The organism is Amycolatopsis anabasis, assembly GCF_009765355.1.
GTDB classification, from domain to species: Bacteria; Actinomycetota; Actinomycetes; order Mycobacteriales; family Pseudonocardiaceae; genus Amycolatopsis; species Amycolatopsis anabasis.
The window spans coordinates 231,204-246,359 of the sequence record NZ_VTHK01000002.1; the positions used below are offsets into that span (position 1 = coordinate 231,204).

The following is a 15,156-nucleotide window of genomic DNA, read 5'->3' on the forward strand; positions in this document are numbered from 1 at the left end:
GTTCCTGCTGGCGAGTGCGACCAGCCGACCGCGTTGCGGCTCGCCGTCAGGTGGCCGGTTTCTCCGCCACGCCGCACCACCAGAAGGGGCGTGCCCGGAGCTCGACGGCGTTCAGTTCGTGGTCCGGTCGCCAATCGGGCAGGTGGGTCAGGCCGGGCTCGACCATCGTCCAGTCGCCGAACCAGGGTTCGATTTCGCCGCGATCGCGCAGCCAGCCCGGGTTGCTGGTGTTCTTGTAGGCGTCGGCGAACCTGCGGACCGCCGCCTGATCCTCCTCGGACGCGTCGTCGCATGCGAGATGCGTCAGCGCCAGCCAACTGCCCGGGGCGAGTTTGCGCTGGTAGTGCCGGATCAGATCGACGGGCCGATCGTGATCGCCGACGAAGTGCATCACCGCGATCATCAGCAGGCACACGGGTTGGCCGAGGTCGAGGAGGCGCCGGGTCGTTTCGTGGCGGAGGATCCGTTCGGGATTGCGCAGATCTTCCTGCACGATCCCGGCCCAGTTCGTGGCGGCGTGCTCTTCCAGGATCAGTGTCGCGTGCGCCGCGGCGACCGGTTCGTAGTCGACGTAGACCACCGTCGCGCGTTCTCCCGCGGGCAAATGGTCGCGGACCACTTCGTGCACGTTGCCGACGGTCGGAACACCGGACCCGATGTCCAGGAACTGGCGGATCCCGGCGTCCAGCGCGGCCTTCACGACCCGCCCGAGGAATTGCCGATTCTGCCGGGCCACCTCCTTGATCAGCGGAAAGAGTTGCTCGACCTTCTTGCCGAATTCCCGGTCCACCGCCCAGTTCTGGGTGCCGCCCAGGTACCAGTCGTACATCCGGGCCGCGGACGGCTTCTCGGTGTCGACACCGGTCGGCGCGTCTGGGGCGGCGTCGTTCAAGTCGGTCATCTCGGATCCCCACTGTCCTGCGCGGTGTTCGGCGGAAGCTCAGCGTATCGCGTGCGTCACATTCGCCCGCGCCGCACGGTACGCGAATGCCCGGGCGGGATTCGCCGCGGGCACCGCGCCGCACGGTGCCGCCAATGCCGAATCACTTCGGGACCAGGCCCCGGTCAGACTGCCCCGGCGTCATTCGATATCGGTCGCGGCGGTACGCATCGAAACAATCGCCCCATTCGCCGGTCGCGCCGACCAGCCGTCCTGGGGAGAGGCGCGGTGACTCCTTCGTCGCGGAACTCCGCATGCTCGAGAACGCGGGAAGCGGCGGGCCCCGAGCCTGCCCGCTGATCAAGACGCGCCGGACACCTCATCCGCTCACGGCCCTGGGCTGGGGTAAGCGAGGCGGAAAGCGCCCTAATCGCCGGGTTTCCGCGCCACCCCGCACCAGGCGAACGGGCGTGCGGTGGACTCGGCGACGGTCAACTCGTAGTCCGGCCGCCAGTCCGGCAGGTGGGTGATCCCCGGCTCGACCAGGGACCAGTCGCCGAACCACGGGGCCAGTTCGTCGCGTTCCCGCACCCACAACGGGTTGCTGGTGTCCCGGTACGCGTCGGCGAACCGCCGCACCGCGGCCTGGTCCTCCTCATCGGCTTCTTCGCAGGCGATATGCGTCAGCGCCAGCCAACTGCCCGGCGCGACCCTGCGCCGGTACCGTTCCAGCAGTTCCTCCGGCCGGTCGTCGCCACCGACGAAATGCAGCACGGCGATCAGCAGCAGGCACACCGGCTGGTCCAGGTCGATCAGCCGCTTCGTTTCGGCATGGTCGAAGATCTTTTTGGGAGCGCGCAGGTCCTCCTGCACGATCGTGGCCCAGTCGGTCGCCTCGTCCTGTTCGAGGATCAGCGTCGCGTGCGCGACGGCCACCGGTTCGTAGTCGACGTACACCACCGTCGCCCGTTCCCCGGCGGGCAGGTGCTCCCGGACGATCTCGTGCACGTTGCCGACCGTGGGCACGCCGGACCCGAGATCCACGAACTGCCGGATGCCCGCGTCCAGCGCGGCGGTCACCGCGCGGCGCAGGAACCGCCGGTTCTGCTTGGCGACTTCCCGGACATGCGGCCAGAGCTGCACGACCTTCTTGCCGAATTCCCGGTCCACCGCCCAGTTCTGGGTGCCACCCAGATACCAGTCGTACATCCGGGCCGCGGACGGCTTCTCGGTGTCGACACCGCTGGGCATCGCCGGGGCGGAGTCGTTCGGGTCGGGCATGCGGATCCCCCATCACGGTGTACGCGGCAGGCAGGTTGCAGAGTAGCGCGCCGATCATGAAGTGTGGTCGCGGTACCGGTTTGGATGACCCAGGGAGTGATCAGTGGCGAACGACCAGGTATGCCCGCGGCCGCAGCTCGTCCGGCCAGGCTGGATCGATCTGTGCGGGGACTGGCAATTCGCGTTCGACGACGAAGACCGTGGCCTGGCCGCCCGGTGGGAACGCGACGCGAACGCATTCGATCGGACGATCACCGTGCCCTATCCGCCGGAGTCACCGCTTTCCGGCGTGCACGCTCCCGAACCTCATCCGGTGGTGTGGTACCGCCGCGAATTCATCGCCCGCGGCGAACTGTCCGGCCGGCGGGTTCTGCTGCATTTCGGCGCCGTCGACTATGCGGCGACCGTCTGGGTCAACGGGGTGCCGGTCGGTGGGCACGAGGGCGGGCAGGCGCCCTTCGCGCTGGACGTGACCGACGCCCTCGATCCGGAGGCCGCGACCCAGGTGCTCGTGGTCCGCGCCGAGGACCGCCCGGAGGACGGCTCCCAGCTCACCGGGAAACAGGACTGGCGCCCCGAACCGCATGACATCTGGTACCACCGCACGACCGGCATCTGGCAGCCGGTGTGGCTCGAGGCGGTCGCCGAGCAGCACCTGACCAAGCTGCACTGGACCCCGCACCTGGCCACCGCCTCGGTGACCTGCGAGGGTGAACTCTCCCGCGAACCGGGTGCCACCCTCGCCATCCGCGTCGCGTTGCGGCTCGGCGACGAACTACTCGCCGAGCAGACGGTCCGGGTGGACCGCCGCCGGTTCCGGTTCGACATCGCGATCCCGGCGGCCCGGCACGGCCAAGATCGCGCCCGGCTCCTGTGGTCCCCGGAACAACCCGTCCTGATCGACGCGAGCGTCGAGGTGCTCACCGAACAGGTGCCGGTGGACGCCGTGCACAGTTATTTCGGCTTCCGCGAAGTCGGCGTCGCCGATGGCCGGTTCCTGCTCAACCACGTCCCGTACTACCTGCGCATGGTCCTCGAACAAGGCTACTGGCCGGGATCGCATCTGGCCGCGCCGGACGCGGACGCGTTGCGCCGGGAAGTGGAGCTGATCAAGGAACTCGGCTTCAACGGCGTCCGCGTGCACCAGAAGACCGAGGACCCGCGTTTCCTGTTCTGGTGCGACCGGCTCGGCCTGCTCGTCTGGGGCGAGACGGCCAGCGCGTACGAGTTCGGCCCCGCCGCCGTGCACCGGCTCACCCGCGACTGGCAGGAGATCGTCGACCGCGACCGCAGCCACCCCAGCGTCGTCACCTGGATTCCGCTCAACGAAAGCTGGGGCGTTCCCGACATCGCGATCGCACCGGAACAGGCGCATTTCGCCAACGCGCTGTACCACCTGACCCGTGCCCTCGACCCGACTCGCCCGGTGATCTCCAACGACGGCTGGGAAATCGCCGAAGCCGACATCCTCGGCGTGCACGACTACGCACCCACCGGCTCCTCGTTGCGGGACCGCTACGGCGATGCCGACGCGGTGCGCCACGCCCTGGGACCGGGCCGACCGGGCGGCCGGCGGGTCTTGCTCGGCTCCGGCGGTGATCTCGGCCGCCCGGTCATGCTGACCGAGTTCGGCGGACTGTCCTACGCGCCCGAGGCCGGGGAGAAGTGGTTCGGCTACGCCACGGTCGCCGATGCCGACGAACTCGCACGCCGGCTCGAGGACCTGTTCTCCGCGGTGCTCGAGTCCCCGGTACTGGCCGGTTTCTGCTACACCCAGCTCACCGACACCGAACAGGAACGCAACGGTCTCCTCACCGCGGACCGCACGCCGAAAGTGCCGGTCGTCCGGCTCCGCGCCATCCTCACCCGCCCCGCCGCCGCGTTACCGGCAGAGGAGGTCAGCGCGGCGCGCGAGGGCCGCGGCCTCACCCCGTGATCCGGCCCCACCCGCGAGGCGCTATGGCTGCACCCGGCGGCCGGTGGGATGCCGCGGAGTCCCCGGTCAGCCTTGCTGAACCGGCACCACGATCACCTCGGCGAGGTTGACGCGTGGCGGCGCGGCCGCGGCGTAGGCGATCACCTCTGCGATGTCCTCGGCCCGGAGAGGCTCGATCTGGCGGCGCATGCCGGACAGAGCGTCGCGGGAGTCGGCATCACTGGTGTCCGCACCCAGTTCGGTGAGGGTGACGCCGGGCTCGACGTTCTTCACCCGGACGTTCCGCGGCCCGAACTCGGCGCGCAGGTTGCGGGTCAGATGCGCCACCGCGGCCTTCGTGGCGGCGTAGACCGACCAGCCGGGGTAGCGCAGATGCCCACCAACCGAGCCGATGTGCACCAGGTCCGCCCGCTCTCCGTCGGCGGCCACGGCGACGAGGTCGTCGATGAACGCTCGCCCGGTGTTGAGCAAACCCCGCACATTGGCGTCGAGCATGCGGTCCCATTCGGTCTCGTCGGCCCGCTCGAACGGTGCACCCAGCATCGCGCCGGCGTTCGCCACCACCAGGCTCACCCGGCCGAGGGCGGCCCGGATGGACTCGGCCGCCGCCCGCAGGGCTGCCCGGTCCGCCACATCGACCGGGTAGACCTCGGCCGCCGCGTGCCCTTCGCGTAGTTCGGTGGCCAACTCGTCCAGGCGGTCCTTGCGCCGCCCCAGGAGCGCGACGGCAGCACCGTCCGCCGCCAACCGGCGCGCGGTGGCCGCGCCAATCCCGCTGGTCGCCCCGGTCACCACGGCCACGCGACCGGTCAACGGCCGGATTCCGGATCGGAAATCGGTATCAGTCATGGGGAGAACATTCGTCGCCGAACCCGGGTACCTGCCAGATCGCCTCTTTCCTGGGAATGCCGTGCCTAGGAACGACACAACCACCAACGCGGTCCGCGGCCTTCAGGCAGCCTTCCGATCGGAGCCACGCGGGCGCGCCGGTGTGACCGGCCGGCGCGCCCGCGGGCATCGGGCCGGCCATCGGGGCAACCGGCCTGATGGATCCGCCCACGCCCGGCGTCTTCCTCCCCAGGAGCGGACGGCGGGCAGACCCTGGTCAGCGGGACTCGCGGTCAGTTCCAGATCTGGATCGCGCGGACCAGGAAACGCGACTGCGGAACGAAAGTGCCGCCACCGGGATAGGTGGTGAAATCGCCTTCCGTGGAACAATCCCGGTCCTGGTATATGGTCACCTCCCGGGCCATCCGGTTGGCGAACGAGCGCGCGTCAAGATTCCCGGGGAGCGGGATGCATTCTTCCGGATTGGCGTTACGCAGATCCACGTGCTCGGCCTGGCCGCCGTAGAATTCTTCGGCCCAGGCGCAGAACTCACCTTGTGCACAGGCGGGCCCGGGCGGCGGCGTGGCCGCGTTTCCGGTTTCCGCTTGGGCGATCCCGCTGCTGCAAAGCAAGCCGAGGGCGGCGAGCACAAGTACTCGAGGCAGCCGCGCGCGCAGCCTGGGCAGGTGTCTGGTCATGAGGAATCTCCCCCGTCGAAATGGTGGGGCGGCACCGGCGGCGCCGCGGTGGAATCGGATGACTCAACAATGGCGGGTTGGCTGGGGAATGTCAGCCCGCATTTCTACTTCTGTGGATAAGTAGTTCGACTTCGCCCTGCCGGGTACGAGTTGTCCACATTCGAATCGAAGGCGTTGCGCTGCGATGAATGTTCTGCTAGCGAATCGAGGCCGGTCCGGTCGACGCGCGAACCACCAGTTCCACGCCGAGGGTCACCGCCCGCGGTGGCCGCCGCCCGGCGAGCAGTCGCAGCGCGAGTTCACCCGCGGTCCGCCCCTTGCCCTCCAGGTCCTGCCGGACCGTGGTCAGCGCCGGATCCGCCCAGCGCGCCGCCGGTGTGTCATCGAAGCCGACGACGGACACGTCACCCGGCACGTCGAGCCGGAGTTCCCGGGCCACCGCCACCGCGGCGAGCGCGAGCTGATCGGACATGCACAGCAACGCCGTGGGCCGCGGATCCCGGTCCAGCAGACCGCGTGCCCCCGGCATGGCGTCCTCGATGGACAGCCCGGAGGTCTCCCAGATCGGCACGTCGTCGGCGTCGATTCCGGCCTCGGCGAGCGTGTCCAGATAACCGGCGAGCCGATCCCGGTTGTCGCGGAAGCGGCTGCCCAAGCCTTCTGCCGCGGAAAGCGGACCGCCCCGCGGCGCGGACAGGCACTGCGCGGAGAGGATGCCGATGCGCCGATGTCCCAGCTCGAGCAGGTGCCGCGCCGAGGCCACCGCGCCGCCCCGATCGTCGGTGCTCACCCGGGCCGACCCGGGCACCACCGGCTGGTCGATCACCACGAGCGGCAGGCCCCGGTCGCGGACCGCGCGCAACGCGGGCGCCCCGTCGGCCAGCGAGTAGGCCACCGCGAGATCGGCCTGCGCGGCCAAAACCCGATCGGCCCGCGGTCCGCCGTCATCCCCGCCGGGCAGCAGCAGGAGCGCGTGTCCCTCGGGATCGACGGTCGCGGCGAGCGCGTCGAGCGTGATGGACAGCGCGGGGTCGGAGAACGCCGAGCGCAGGCCGGTGTCGAGCATGAACGCGATCGCGCCCGCCCGGTTCGTGGCCAGGCTGCGGGCGACCGGATTCGGCCCGGTGTAGCCGAGGCGTTTCGCCGCCCGCAACACCTCCTCGCGCAGCGCGGCGGAGAGCTGGTCCGGCCGGTTGTAGGCGTTGGACACGGTCGCTCGGGAAACACCGACGGCATCCGCGACGTCGTCCAGCGTCGGCCGCCGCCGTCGGTTTCCAGTCATTCGCGCAGTCTAAAACGGGCTGGACTTTCTGAAGCGCTTAAGACACGCTGTCGACATGGGGATTGCGAAAAGCCGCACACTGGCCGCCGAACGAACCGCGGTCTTCGTCGTGTTCGCGCTCAACGGCGCGGCGCTGGGTTCCTGGGCCCCGCGCGTACCCGCCATCGCCGAACAGGTGCACGCCGCACCGGGTTCGCTGGGCCTCGCACTGCTCGGCGCGAGCGTCGGGATGCTGCTCGCCGCGTCCGCCTCCGGCCGCCTGCTCGAATGGGCCGGTTCGCGTGCGGTGATCGTGGCGTCGACCGTGCTCGCATGCGTTTTCCTGCCCCTGATCGGTTTCGCCGGATCGGTGGTGCAGCTGGGGCTTGTCCTGTTCGGACTCGGCGCCTCGGTGGGCGTCCTGGACGTGGGCATGAACATGGCCGCGGTGAACGTGGAGCGCCGGGCCGGCCGGGCGATCATGCCGACCTTCCACGCCGGGTTCAGCTTCGGCGGCCTGGTCGGATCGGCCGCGGCGGGCCTAGCCGCCACGCAGCACTGGTCGCCCGGGCGGCAACTGGTGGTCGCCGCCGCGGTCACCCTCCTGGTACTGATCGCCGTCATCTGGGCCCTGCCCGGAGCGAAACCCGCGGCCCGGACGGCACGCGCCGCGGAGCCCGGTCCCGCGCTCGCCCGGCGGCCCGTGCTGTGGCTGCTGGCCGCGGTCGCGCTGTGCTCGGCGATCGCCGAAGGCGCCAGCTCCGACTGGTCGGTCCTGCTCCTGGTCACGGAGAACGGGATGAGCCAAGGGGCGGCCGCGCTCGCGTTCTCCGGGTTCTCGCTCGCGATGGCCCTGGCCAGGCTGGCCGGCACCTGGCTGCAGCGCCGGTTCGGCGCCACGCGCGCGCTCGCCGTCGGCGCCGTCGCGGCGGGTTGCGGCCTGGTCGCCGCCGCGTTGCTCCCGTTCCCGGTGGTGGGGTACGCCGGTTTCGCGCTCGCCGGGGCGGGTCTGGCCGCGTCCTTCCCGATTGCCCTGAGCATGGCCGGCGACGCGGGCAAGCGCGCGGACGACAGCGGGGGCGAGCGCGAGGTCGCCTTCGTCACGGCGATCGCCTATACCGGGTTCCTGGCCGGGCCCCCGATGATCGGCGGGGTCGCGCAGGTGACGTCGTTGTCGGTCTCGTTCGTGGTGGTGGGCTGCATCGCCGCGCTCATCGCCCCGGCCGCGGTCGCGGCGAGCCGCGCGCGTGCCCGGGAATCCCGCGAGGCTCAGCTGTCCAGGGTCTGCTAGGCCGATCGGCGGCAACCGACTCGGCAGTCCTGGCGAAGGATTCGCGCTCGGTCGGGCCTACCCTCGTAGTGTGCCCGAAGACCCCCCGAAAGCCGTGACCGAGACTCCCCAGCGCAAGACCAGCGTGCTCCCGCTGCTTTCCGTCAGCGTTCTGCTCGCCGCGATTGTCGCGATGGCCCTGGTGAAACTCACCGGCGGAGCGGGGTATGTGATCGCCGGGCTGCCCGATCCGGGCGTGCTCACCCGGTACGGGATCACCGTGGTCCGGGTCCTCGCCGAGGCGGCCTCGGTGCTGTGCATCGGGTCCCTGCTCGTCGCCGCGTTCCTCACCCCGCCGCAGCGGTCGGGTGTGCTCGCGCCGGACGGCTACGCGGCGCTGCGCACGGCCGGCGCCGCCGCCTGGGTGTGGTTCGTCGCATCCGTGGGCTCGGTGTTCTTCACCGCCGCCGACGCGGCCGGCCGGCCGGTGACCGAGCTGCTGTCCCCGCAGATCCTGCTCGATCTGGTCGGGGCGATCGAGCAACCCAAGGCGTGGTTGTGGACGGCGCTGATCGCGCTGCTGCTGGCGCTCGGCTGCCGGCTGGTGCTGTCCTGGGGGTGGACCGCGACGCTGTTCTTCCTGGCGGTCTTCGGGCTGGTGCCGGTCGCGGTGACCGGGCATTCGGCCGCCGGTGGTTCGCACGACGTGGCCACCAACAGCCTGCTCTACCACCTGATCGCCGCCGCGTTGTGGGTCGGTGGCCTGGTCGCCCTGCTCGCCCTGGGGTGGCGGCGCAGCGCACACCTCACGCTCGCGGCGCGCCGGTTCTCCCGGCTCGCGCTGGCGTGCTGGATCGTCATGGCCGTGTCCGGGGTGATCAACGCCCTGGTGCGGATCTCGATCTCCGACCTGTTCACCACCGACTACGGCCTGCTGGTCGTCGCGAAGGTGGCCGCACTGCTGCTCCTCGGGGTGTTCGGTCAGCAGCAGCGGCAGCGGGGGGTGCGGTCGCTGGTCGACGGCGCGGGTGGCGGGCAGTTGCTGCGCCTGGCCGCCGTCGAGATCATCGTCATGTTCGTGACGATCGGGATCGCCACGGCGCTGGCGCGCACGCCTCCGCCAGGTGGCGTGCTCAATCCGTCCACGACCGAACTGCTGATCGGCTACGACCTCGACGGCCCGCCCACCGTGGCGCGCCTGCTGTTCGACTGGCGCTTCGATCTGGTGTACGGAACCGCCGCGATCGTTCTGGCCGCGTTGTACCTGATCGGAGTACAGCGGCTGCGCCGCCGGGGCGATGCCTGGCCGGTCGGCCGCACGGTCGCCTGGCTCGCCGGCTGCCTGGTGCTGCTGGTCGCCACGTCGAGCGGAATCGGCCGGTACGCGCCGGCGATGTTCAGCGTGCACATGGGCAGCCACATGCTGCTTTCGATGGTCGCGCCGGTCCTTTTCGTGCTCGGCGGTCCGGTGACGCTGGCGCTGCGCGCGCTTCCGGTGGCGGGGAAGGACGCCCCGCCGGGACCGCGCGAATGGCTGCTCGCCTTCGTGCACTCTCCGGTGTCGAGGGTGCTCACCCATCCGGTGGTAGCTCTCGCGTTGTTCGTCGGATCGTTCTACGTACTGTATTTCTCCGGGCTGTTCGATAACGCGCTGAACTACCACTGGGCGCACCTCGCGATGAACGCCCACTTCCTGCTCGCCGGATACGTCTTCTACTGGCCGGTGATCGGGGTCGATCCCGCGCCGCGCCGCCTGCCCCCGCTGGGCCGGCTCGGCATGATGTTCGCGTCGATGCCGTTCCACGCGTTCTTCGGGGTGGTCCTGATGAACATGCAGACCGTCATCGGCGAAACGTTCTACCGCGGGCTCAAGCTGCCGTGGGTCGGCGATCTGCTGACCGACCAGCGGCTGGGCGGGGGTATCGCGTGGGCGTCCGGCGAGGTGCCGGTGCTCCTCGTGCTCATCGCGCTGCTGGTGCAGTGGGCACGCGCGGACGAACGGGAGGCGAAGCGCGCCGACCGGCGTTCGGAGGCCACCGGTGAGGCCGATCTCGCAGCCTACAACGCGATGCTCAAGCAACTCGCCGAACGGGGCAAACCCGGCAGCGACGCGCGACGGCCCTAGCAGAAGCCACCGACACTTTCCCCGTTCCGGTGCCTCTCCGGTACGAGTTGTGCACATCGGCCCCCGCCATCCACAGATTTCCCACCGCCGCCCCATCCGCCCACCCGTCCCGGCACGCTGACATCAAGGCGTTCCGGGCCGCGGCCCGGGCGAACACCGAACACAGGAGGGTGAAGGAAATGGCGGTAGGAGAGACGATCGTGACCGTGGTCGGCAACGTGATGAGCGATCCGACGCGCCGGACCGTGGGCAACGGGCACGAGATCACCAGTTTCTGGATGCGCAGCAACGAGCGCCGATTCGACAAGGAAACCAAGGGATGGGTCGACGGCAACCACCTGTCGGTCAAGGTCACCTGCTGGCGCAGGCTGGCCGAGACGGTGCACAGCTCGCTGCACCGGGGTGATCCGGTGATCGTGTCGGGCCGGCTGCATACCAGCGATTACGAGGTCGACGGGCAACCTCGCTCTGTACCTGAGCTTGAGGCATTGGCGGTCGGCCCGAACCTGAGCTGGTGCACGGCCCAGGTACGGCGATACAAGCCGCGGGCGGAGCCGCCCGAGCCCGCCGAGCTGGGGCAGACGCACGCCGAGCCCGAGGTCGGGCGTACCCCGGCGGGTGCGTTCCACAGCGAGCCGGTCGCCGTCGGCTGAGCGCGCGTCAGCACGCCGGAGACCGCTGAGGGGAGGGGTAACCGTCGGTGCCGTCGCGGCACCACTCTACGATCGCCGACATGGCCGAGTTCATCTACACCATGAAAAAGGTGCGCAAGACCGTCGGGGACAAGGTCATTCTCGACGACGTCAGCACCGCGTTCTACCCCGGCGCCAAGATCGGCGTGGTGGGGCCGAACGGTGCTGGTAAGTCCACCGTGCTCAAGATCATGGCGGGGCTCGAACAGCCAAGCAACGGCGAAGCTTTCCTGCAGCCCGGCGCCACGGTCGGCATCCTGCTGCAGGAGCCGCCGCTGAACGAGGACAAGACCGTGCGCGGCAACGTCGAGGAGGGCCTCGGCGACATCAAGGTGAAGCTCGACCGCTTCAACGAGATCGCCGAACAGATGGCCACCGACTACAGCGACGAGCTGATGGAGGAGATGGGCCGGCTCCAGGAGGAGCTCGACCACGCCGACGCCTGGGAACTGGACTCGCAGCTCGAACAGGCCATGGACGCGCTGCGGTGCCCGCCGCCGGACGAGCCGGTCACGCATCTGTCCGGTGGCGAGCGCCGCCGGGTGGCGCTGTGCAAGCTGCTGCTCTCCAAGCCCGACCTGCTGCTTCTGGACGAGCCCACCAACCATCTGGACGCGGAGAGCGTGCTGTGGCTGGAGCAGTTCCTGGCGAACTACGCGGGTGCCGTCCTGGCCGTGACCCACGACCGGTACTTCCTGGACAACGTCGCCGAATGGATCATGGAGCTCGACCGCGGCCGGGTCGTCGGCTACGAGGGCAACTACTCGACCTATCTCGAGAAGAAGCGCGAACGGCTGGAGGTGCAGGGCAAGAAGGACGCCAAGCTGGCCAAGCGGCTCAAGTCCGAACTCGAGTGGGTGCGGTCCAACGCCAAGGCCCGCCAGACCAAGTCCCGTTCGCGGCTCGACCGGTACGAGGAGATGGCGGCCGAAGCGGAGAAGACCCGCAAGCTCGACTTCGAGGAGATCCAGATCCCGCCGGGCCCGCGGCTGGGCAATGTGGTGGTCGAGGTCGAGCACCTGCGCAAGGGCTTCGACGACCGGTTGCTCATCGATGACCTCTCGTTCAACCTGCCGCGCAACGGGATCGTCGGCGTGATCGGGCCGAACGGGGTCGGGAAGACCACGCTGTTCAAGACGATCGTCGGCCTGGAGAAGGCGGACTCGGGTGACGTCAAGATCGGCGAGACGGTCAAACTGTCCTATGTAGACCAAAGTCGGGCCGGGATCGACCCGAAGAAGACGGTGTGGGAGGTGGTTTCGGACAAGCTGGACTACATCCACGTCGGGCAGACCGAAATGCCTTCGCGTGCCTACGTGAGCGCGTTCGGCTTCAAGGGGCCGGACCAGCAGAAGCCGGCGGGTGTGCTCTCCGGTGGTGAACGCAACCGGTTGAACCTGGCGCTGACCCTGAAGCAGGGCGGGAACCTGATCCTGCTGGACGAACCGACGAACGACCTGGACGTGGAGACCCTCGGGTCGCTGGAGAACGCGCTGGAGCAGTTTCCCGGCTGTGCGGTGGTCATCTCGCACGACCGGTGGTTCCTCGACCGGGTGGCGACGCACATCCTGGCGTGGGAGGGCACGGACGACAATCCGGCGCAATGGTTCTGGTTCGAGGGCAACTTCGAGGGCTACGAGAAGAACAAGATCGAACGACTGGGTGCGGAAGCCGCCAGGCCGCACCGGGTGACACACCGGAAACTGACCCGGGACTGAAGCCCCTGCCGTGATACTGCTGAGAGCGCTGAGCGAACAGGCACTGAGCCAACAGTGAGCGGAGTCCCTCGTGGTAGCCAGCAACTACACCGGAGCGAACGCGTCCAACGGCCGGCGCGTGAGCGAGCGGGCGAACGCCGGTGTCTTCGGCTTGTCTCCGGTCGGGCAGCTCCTCGACCGGGCGACCGGGCTCGGGTTGCGCGCACCGGAGCTGGCGATGGTGCTGGGCGAGCGGGCCGCCGCGCTGGCTGAGGCCGAGGGATCGGACGAGCTGTGGGTGCGTGCGGAAAGCCTGGTGGTCTCCGCGCGGGTGCGCCTGGGTTACCGGGCGGCGACCGTCGGGCGAGCGGTGGCGGCGTTGCGTGCGGCGGAGGCCGCCGGACACTCCGCGCTCGCGGCGACGGTCCGTACGGATCTCGCGGTGTGCGCACGCAGTTTGGGTGCGCCGTTGACCGGGCTGGCCGCGTTGCGGCCGGTGTTGGACGCCGCCGAGTTGTCCGCCCCGCAGCGGGCGGCCGCGTTGTCCCACCTGGTGGGCTGCATATCGCAGTTCGGGCGTAAACCTGAGCTCGATCGGGTGCTTCTGGAAGCGGACCGGTTGTGTGCGGAAACCGACGAGCTGGGCGGCGACGAGCGGCTGCTGGTGCGGGGATTGCTGCGGGTGGCGATCTCCGCGCACCGGAGACGGCATGCCGATCTGACCGGCGCGGCTGACGCCGCCCGGACCGGGATCGGGTACCTCGACCGGTTGGAGAACCCGGAGGCCGATGGGGGTTTGGTCCGGGTCCGGCTGGTGCTGCAACTGGTGTGCACGTTGCTCGACTGGGGCGACAGCGAACTGGCGCTGGAACTCGCGCAGCCGGTGTTCGCCGCGCCGCAGCGGGCCGCGGTGGTGGCACCGGCGGGATGGATGCGATTCGCCATCGCGACGCGGGTGCACCTCCCGGCCGGGGCCGGCGAGGCGGCGGCCATGCTGCTGCGCGAGGCGGTGCACGCCGCCGAGCGGCACAGCCTGCATGCGCTCACCGCGCGGTTGTGGCTGGAGCTCGCGCACGTGGAGGAGCGGCTGGGTCGGCCGGGTGAGGCGATCCAGTGCCTGCACAGTTCGCGTGCCGCCGAGCACGTGCATGCCCGGGCCCGGCGGCAGGCCTGCAGCGTGCTCGCCGGTGAGTTCGGTTCGGGCGAGCACGCGCATGTGGATCTGGACGACGTCCTCGCGCGAACCCGGCAACATACGGTGCGGGCCGCGCGGGTGGCCGATCCGGTGCCGTCCGCGCCGACCGTGCCGTCCGCTCCCGAGCCGATGATCGCCCCGGTGACCACGTTGCCCGTGCCGGAGTTGCAGCTCGCACCCGCCCCGGCCGCGGAACCGGCGCCGCGGGTGTCGTTCACCCGGGAGCCGGAACGTCCGGCCGCGCGGGCGCCCGAACCCGCCGTGCCGGAACTGGTCCTGCCCGCGTCCGACCCGGTTATGCCCCAGGCCGCACTGCCGCCGGCGCCGGAACCCGCGCCCGCACACGCGCGGGAACCCGCGGCGCAGGTGAGGGAACCGGTGGCGCCGGCGCTTCCGAAGGTGGACTGGGAGACCGAGTGGAACCAGCGAGAGCAGCGGTACCGGACTGAGTCGGCCGCCTCGGTGGGAAAGACCCGGCACGACTCCGAACACGGGTCGGTCGCGGCCCGCTCGGTGCTGGACCGGCTGGGGATTTCGGCCGGGGGCGGCGGTGGCCGCCGCCGCGCTGCCGACGAGACGGATCGGGGCGGTTCACGCCGGGCGGAGCCGGAGGAGCCGCGTTCCTACACCACGCCGGAGCCAGGCTCGTACGCAACGTCGGGGCCGAGTTCGTACACTGCGTCGGGGCTGGGCTCGTACGGTGCGCTGGAGCCGGAGCCCGCGTCAGCGGCCGAGCCCGAGCGTCTCGGTCCGCCCGCGGCGCAGGAGCCGCCCGCGGCCGCGGAGGCTGCCGATGGCGGACAGGGCGTCTCGATGACCAACGAGTGGCTGCCCCGTCTGCGGCTGCCACCGTCGCTCGCACCGATCGACGACCTGGGGATCAGCTCGTCCCCGGCATCGGAGACGAGCTGGGAGCCGTCGTCCCCGCGCGAGGAGACCGGGTTCGGCGAACCGTTCGGCGCCGACTACTCCAAGGCGATCATGGACGACGAGCCGCCCGCCGACGCCGGGCTGGCGGAACTGCTGGCTCGGGCGCTGGCCGAGCACCGGGCGGGGACGTCCAGTGCGGCGGCGTTGGTCAAGAAACTCGGTACGCAGCACGGCGGCTCCGGGGAACCACGTCCGGTCAACGGCCATCGGCCGACCGGTGACGACCGCGGGCGGCACCGGAACCGGGACTGACCCGCTCACGGGGTGGGCTCGGCAGTTGGGCGGGCTAGACAACTGGGCGGCTTGGCAGCTGGGTGCGCTTGGTAGTCCGGTGGGCTTGGTAGTCGGGTGGGCTTGGCGGTC

Annotated in this window: 11 protein-coding genes; 6 read left to right on the forward strand and 5 right to left on the reverse strand. The window is 70.3% G+C overall.

Annotation, left to right across the window (positions count from 1 at the left end; all coding sequences use genetic code 11):
• Positions 1 to 46: 46 nt before the first annotated feature.
• Entirely contained in the window at positions 47 to 901 is an 855-nt protein-coding gene (locus FXO23_RS03180; RefSeq protein WP_158880544.1) for an SAM-dependent methyltransferase, read from the reverse strand.
• Positions 902 to 1,306: 405 nt separating this feature from the next.
• On the reverse strand, positions 1,307 to 2,161 hold the full coding sequence (locus FXO23_RS03185; RefSeq protein WP_158880546.1) for an SAM-dependent methyltransferase: 855 nt from the start codon (positions 2,159 to 2,161) through the stop codon (positions 1,307 to 1,309).
• 103 nt (positions 2,162 to 2,264) lie between these two features.
• On the opposite strand from FXO23_RS03185, the gene FXO23_RS03190 reads away from it, so the two are divergent.
• Positions 2,265 to 4,097, forward strand: a complete 1,833-nt coding sequence (locus FXO23_RS03190; protein ID WP_158880548.1) for a glycoside hydrolase family 2 protein — start codon at positions 2,265 to 2,267, stop codon at positions 4,095 to 4,097.
• A gap of 66 nt (positions 4,098 to 4,163) precedes the next feature.
• Here the strand turns inward: FXO23_RS03190 and FXO23_RS03195 are convergent, their stop codons facing one another.
• From FXO23_RS03195 to FXO23_RS03205, 3 genes are all read right to left on the reverse strand, one after another.
• Positions 4,164 to 4,946 carry an SDR family oxidoreductase gene (locus tag FXO23_RS03195; RefSeq protein ID WP_158880550.1) on the reverse strand — a complete coding sequence of 261 codons (783 nt, stop codon included), beginning with the start codon at positions 4,944 to 4,946 and terminating at the stop codon, positions 4,164 to 4,166.
• Between the two features lie 272 nt (positions 4,947 to 5,218).
• Positions 5,219 to 5,623, reverse strand: a complete 405-nt coding sequence (locus FXO23_RS03200) for a peptidase inhibitor family I36 protein (protein WP_158880552.1) — start codon at positions 5,621 to 5,623, stop codon at positions 5,219 to 5,221.
• A gap of 196 nt (positions 5,624 to 5,819) precedes the next feature.
• Positions 5,820 to 6,905, reverse strand: a complete 1,086-nt coding sequence (locus FXO23_RS03205; protein ID WP_158880554.1) for a LacI family DNA-binding transcriptional regulator — start codon at positions 6,903 to 6,905, stop codon at positions 5,820 to 5,822.
• A 55-nt stretch (positions 6,906 to 6,960) separates the two neighbouring features.
• Between FXO23_RS03205 and FXO23_RS03210 the strand changes: the two genes are divergently transcribed.
• The 5 genes from FXO23_RS03210 (at position 6,961) to FXO23_RS50700 (ending at position 15,045) form a co-directional block, all read left to right on the forward strand.
• Positions 6,961 to 8,175 carry an MFS transporter gene (locus FXO23_RS03210; RefSeq protein WP_158880556.1) on the forward strand — a complete coding sequence of 405 codons (1,215 nt, stop codon included), beginning with the start codon at positions 6,961 to 6,963 and terminating at the stop codon, positions 8,173 to 8,175.
• A gap of 172 nt (positions 8,176 to 8,347) precedes the next feature.
• The gene (locus FXO23_RS03215; RefSeq protein ID WP_246256879.1) at positions 8,348 to 10,279 is read left to right on the forward strand and encodes a bifunctional copper resistance protein CopD/cytochrome c oxidase assembly protein; all 1,932 of its coding nucleotides are present in this window, start codon (positions 8,348 to 8,350) and stop codon (positions 10,277 to 10,279) included.
• Between the two features lie 179 nt (positions 10,280 to 10,458).
• Positions 10,459 to 10,932 carry a single-stranded DNA-binding protein gene (ssb, locus tag FXO23_RS03220; protein WP_158880558.1) on the forward strand — a complete coding sequence of 158 codons (474 nt, stop codon included), beginning with the start codon at positions 10,459 to 10,461 and terminating at the stop codon, positions 10,930 to 10,932.
• 80 nt (positions 10,933 to 11,012) lie between these two features.
• Positions 11,013 to 12,689: an energy-dependent translational throttle protein EttA gene (gene ettA / locus FXO23_RS03225; protein ID WP_158880560.1), complete on the forward strand. Its 1,677-nt coding sequence runs from the start codon at positions 11,013 to 11,015 to the stop codon at positions 12,687 to 12,689.
• A gap of 70 nt (positions 12,690 to 12,759) precedes the next feature.
• Positions 12,760 to 15,045, forward strand: a complete 2,286-nt coding sequence (locus FXO23_RS50700; protein ID WP_246256858.1) for a hypothetical protein — start codon at positions 12,760 to 12,762, stop codon at positions 15,043 to 15,045.
• The last annotated feature ends 111 nt before the right edge of the window (positions 15,046 to 15,156 follow it).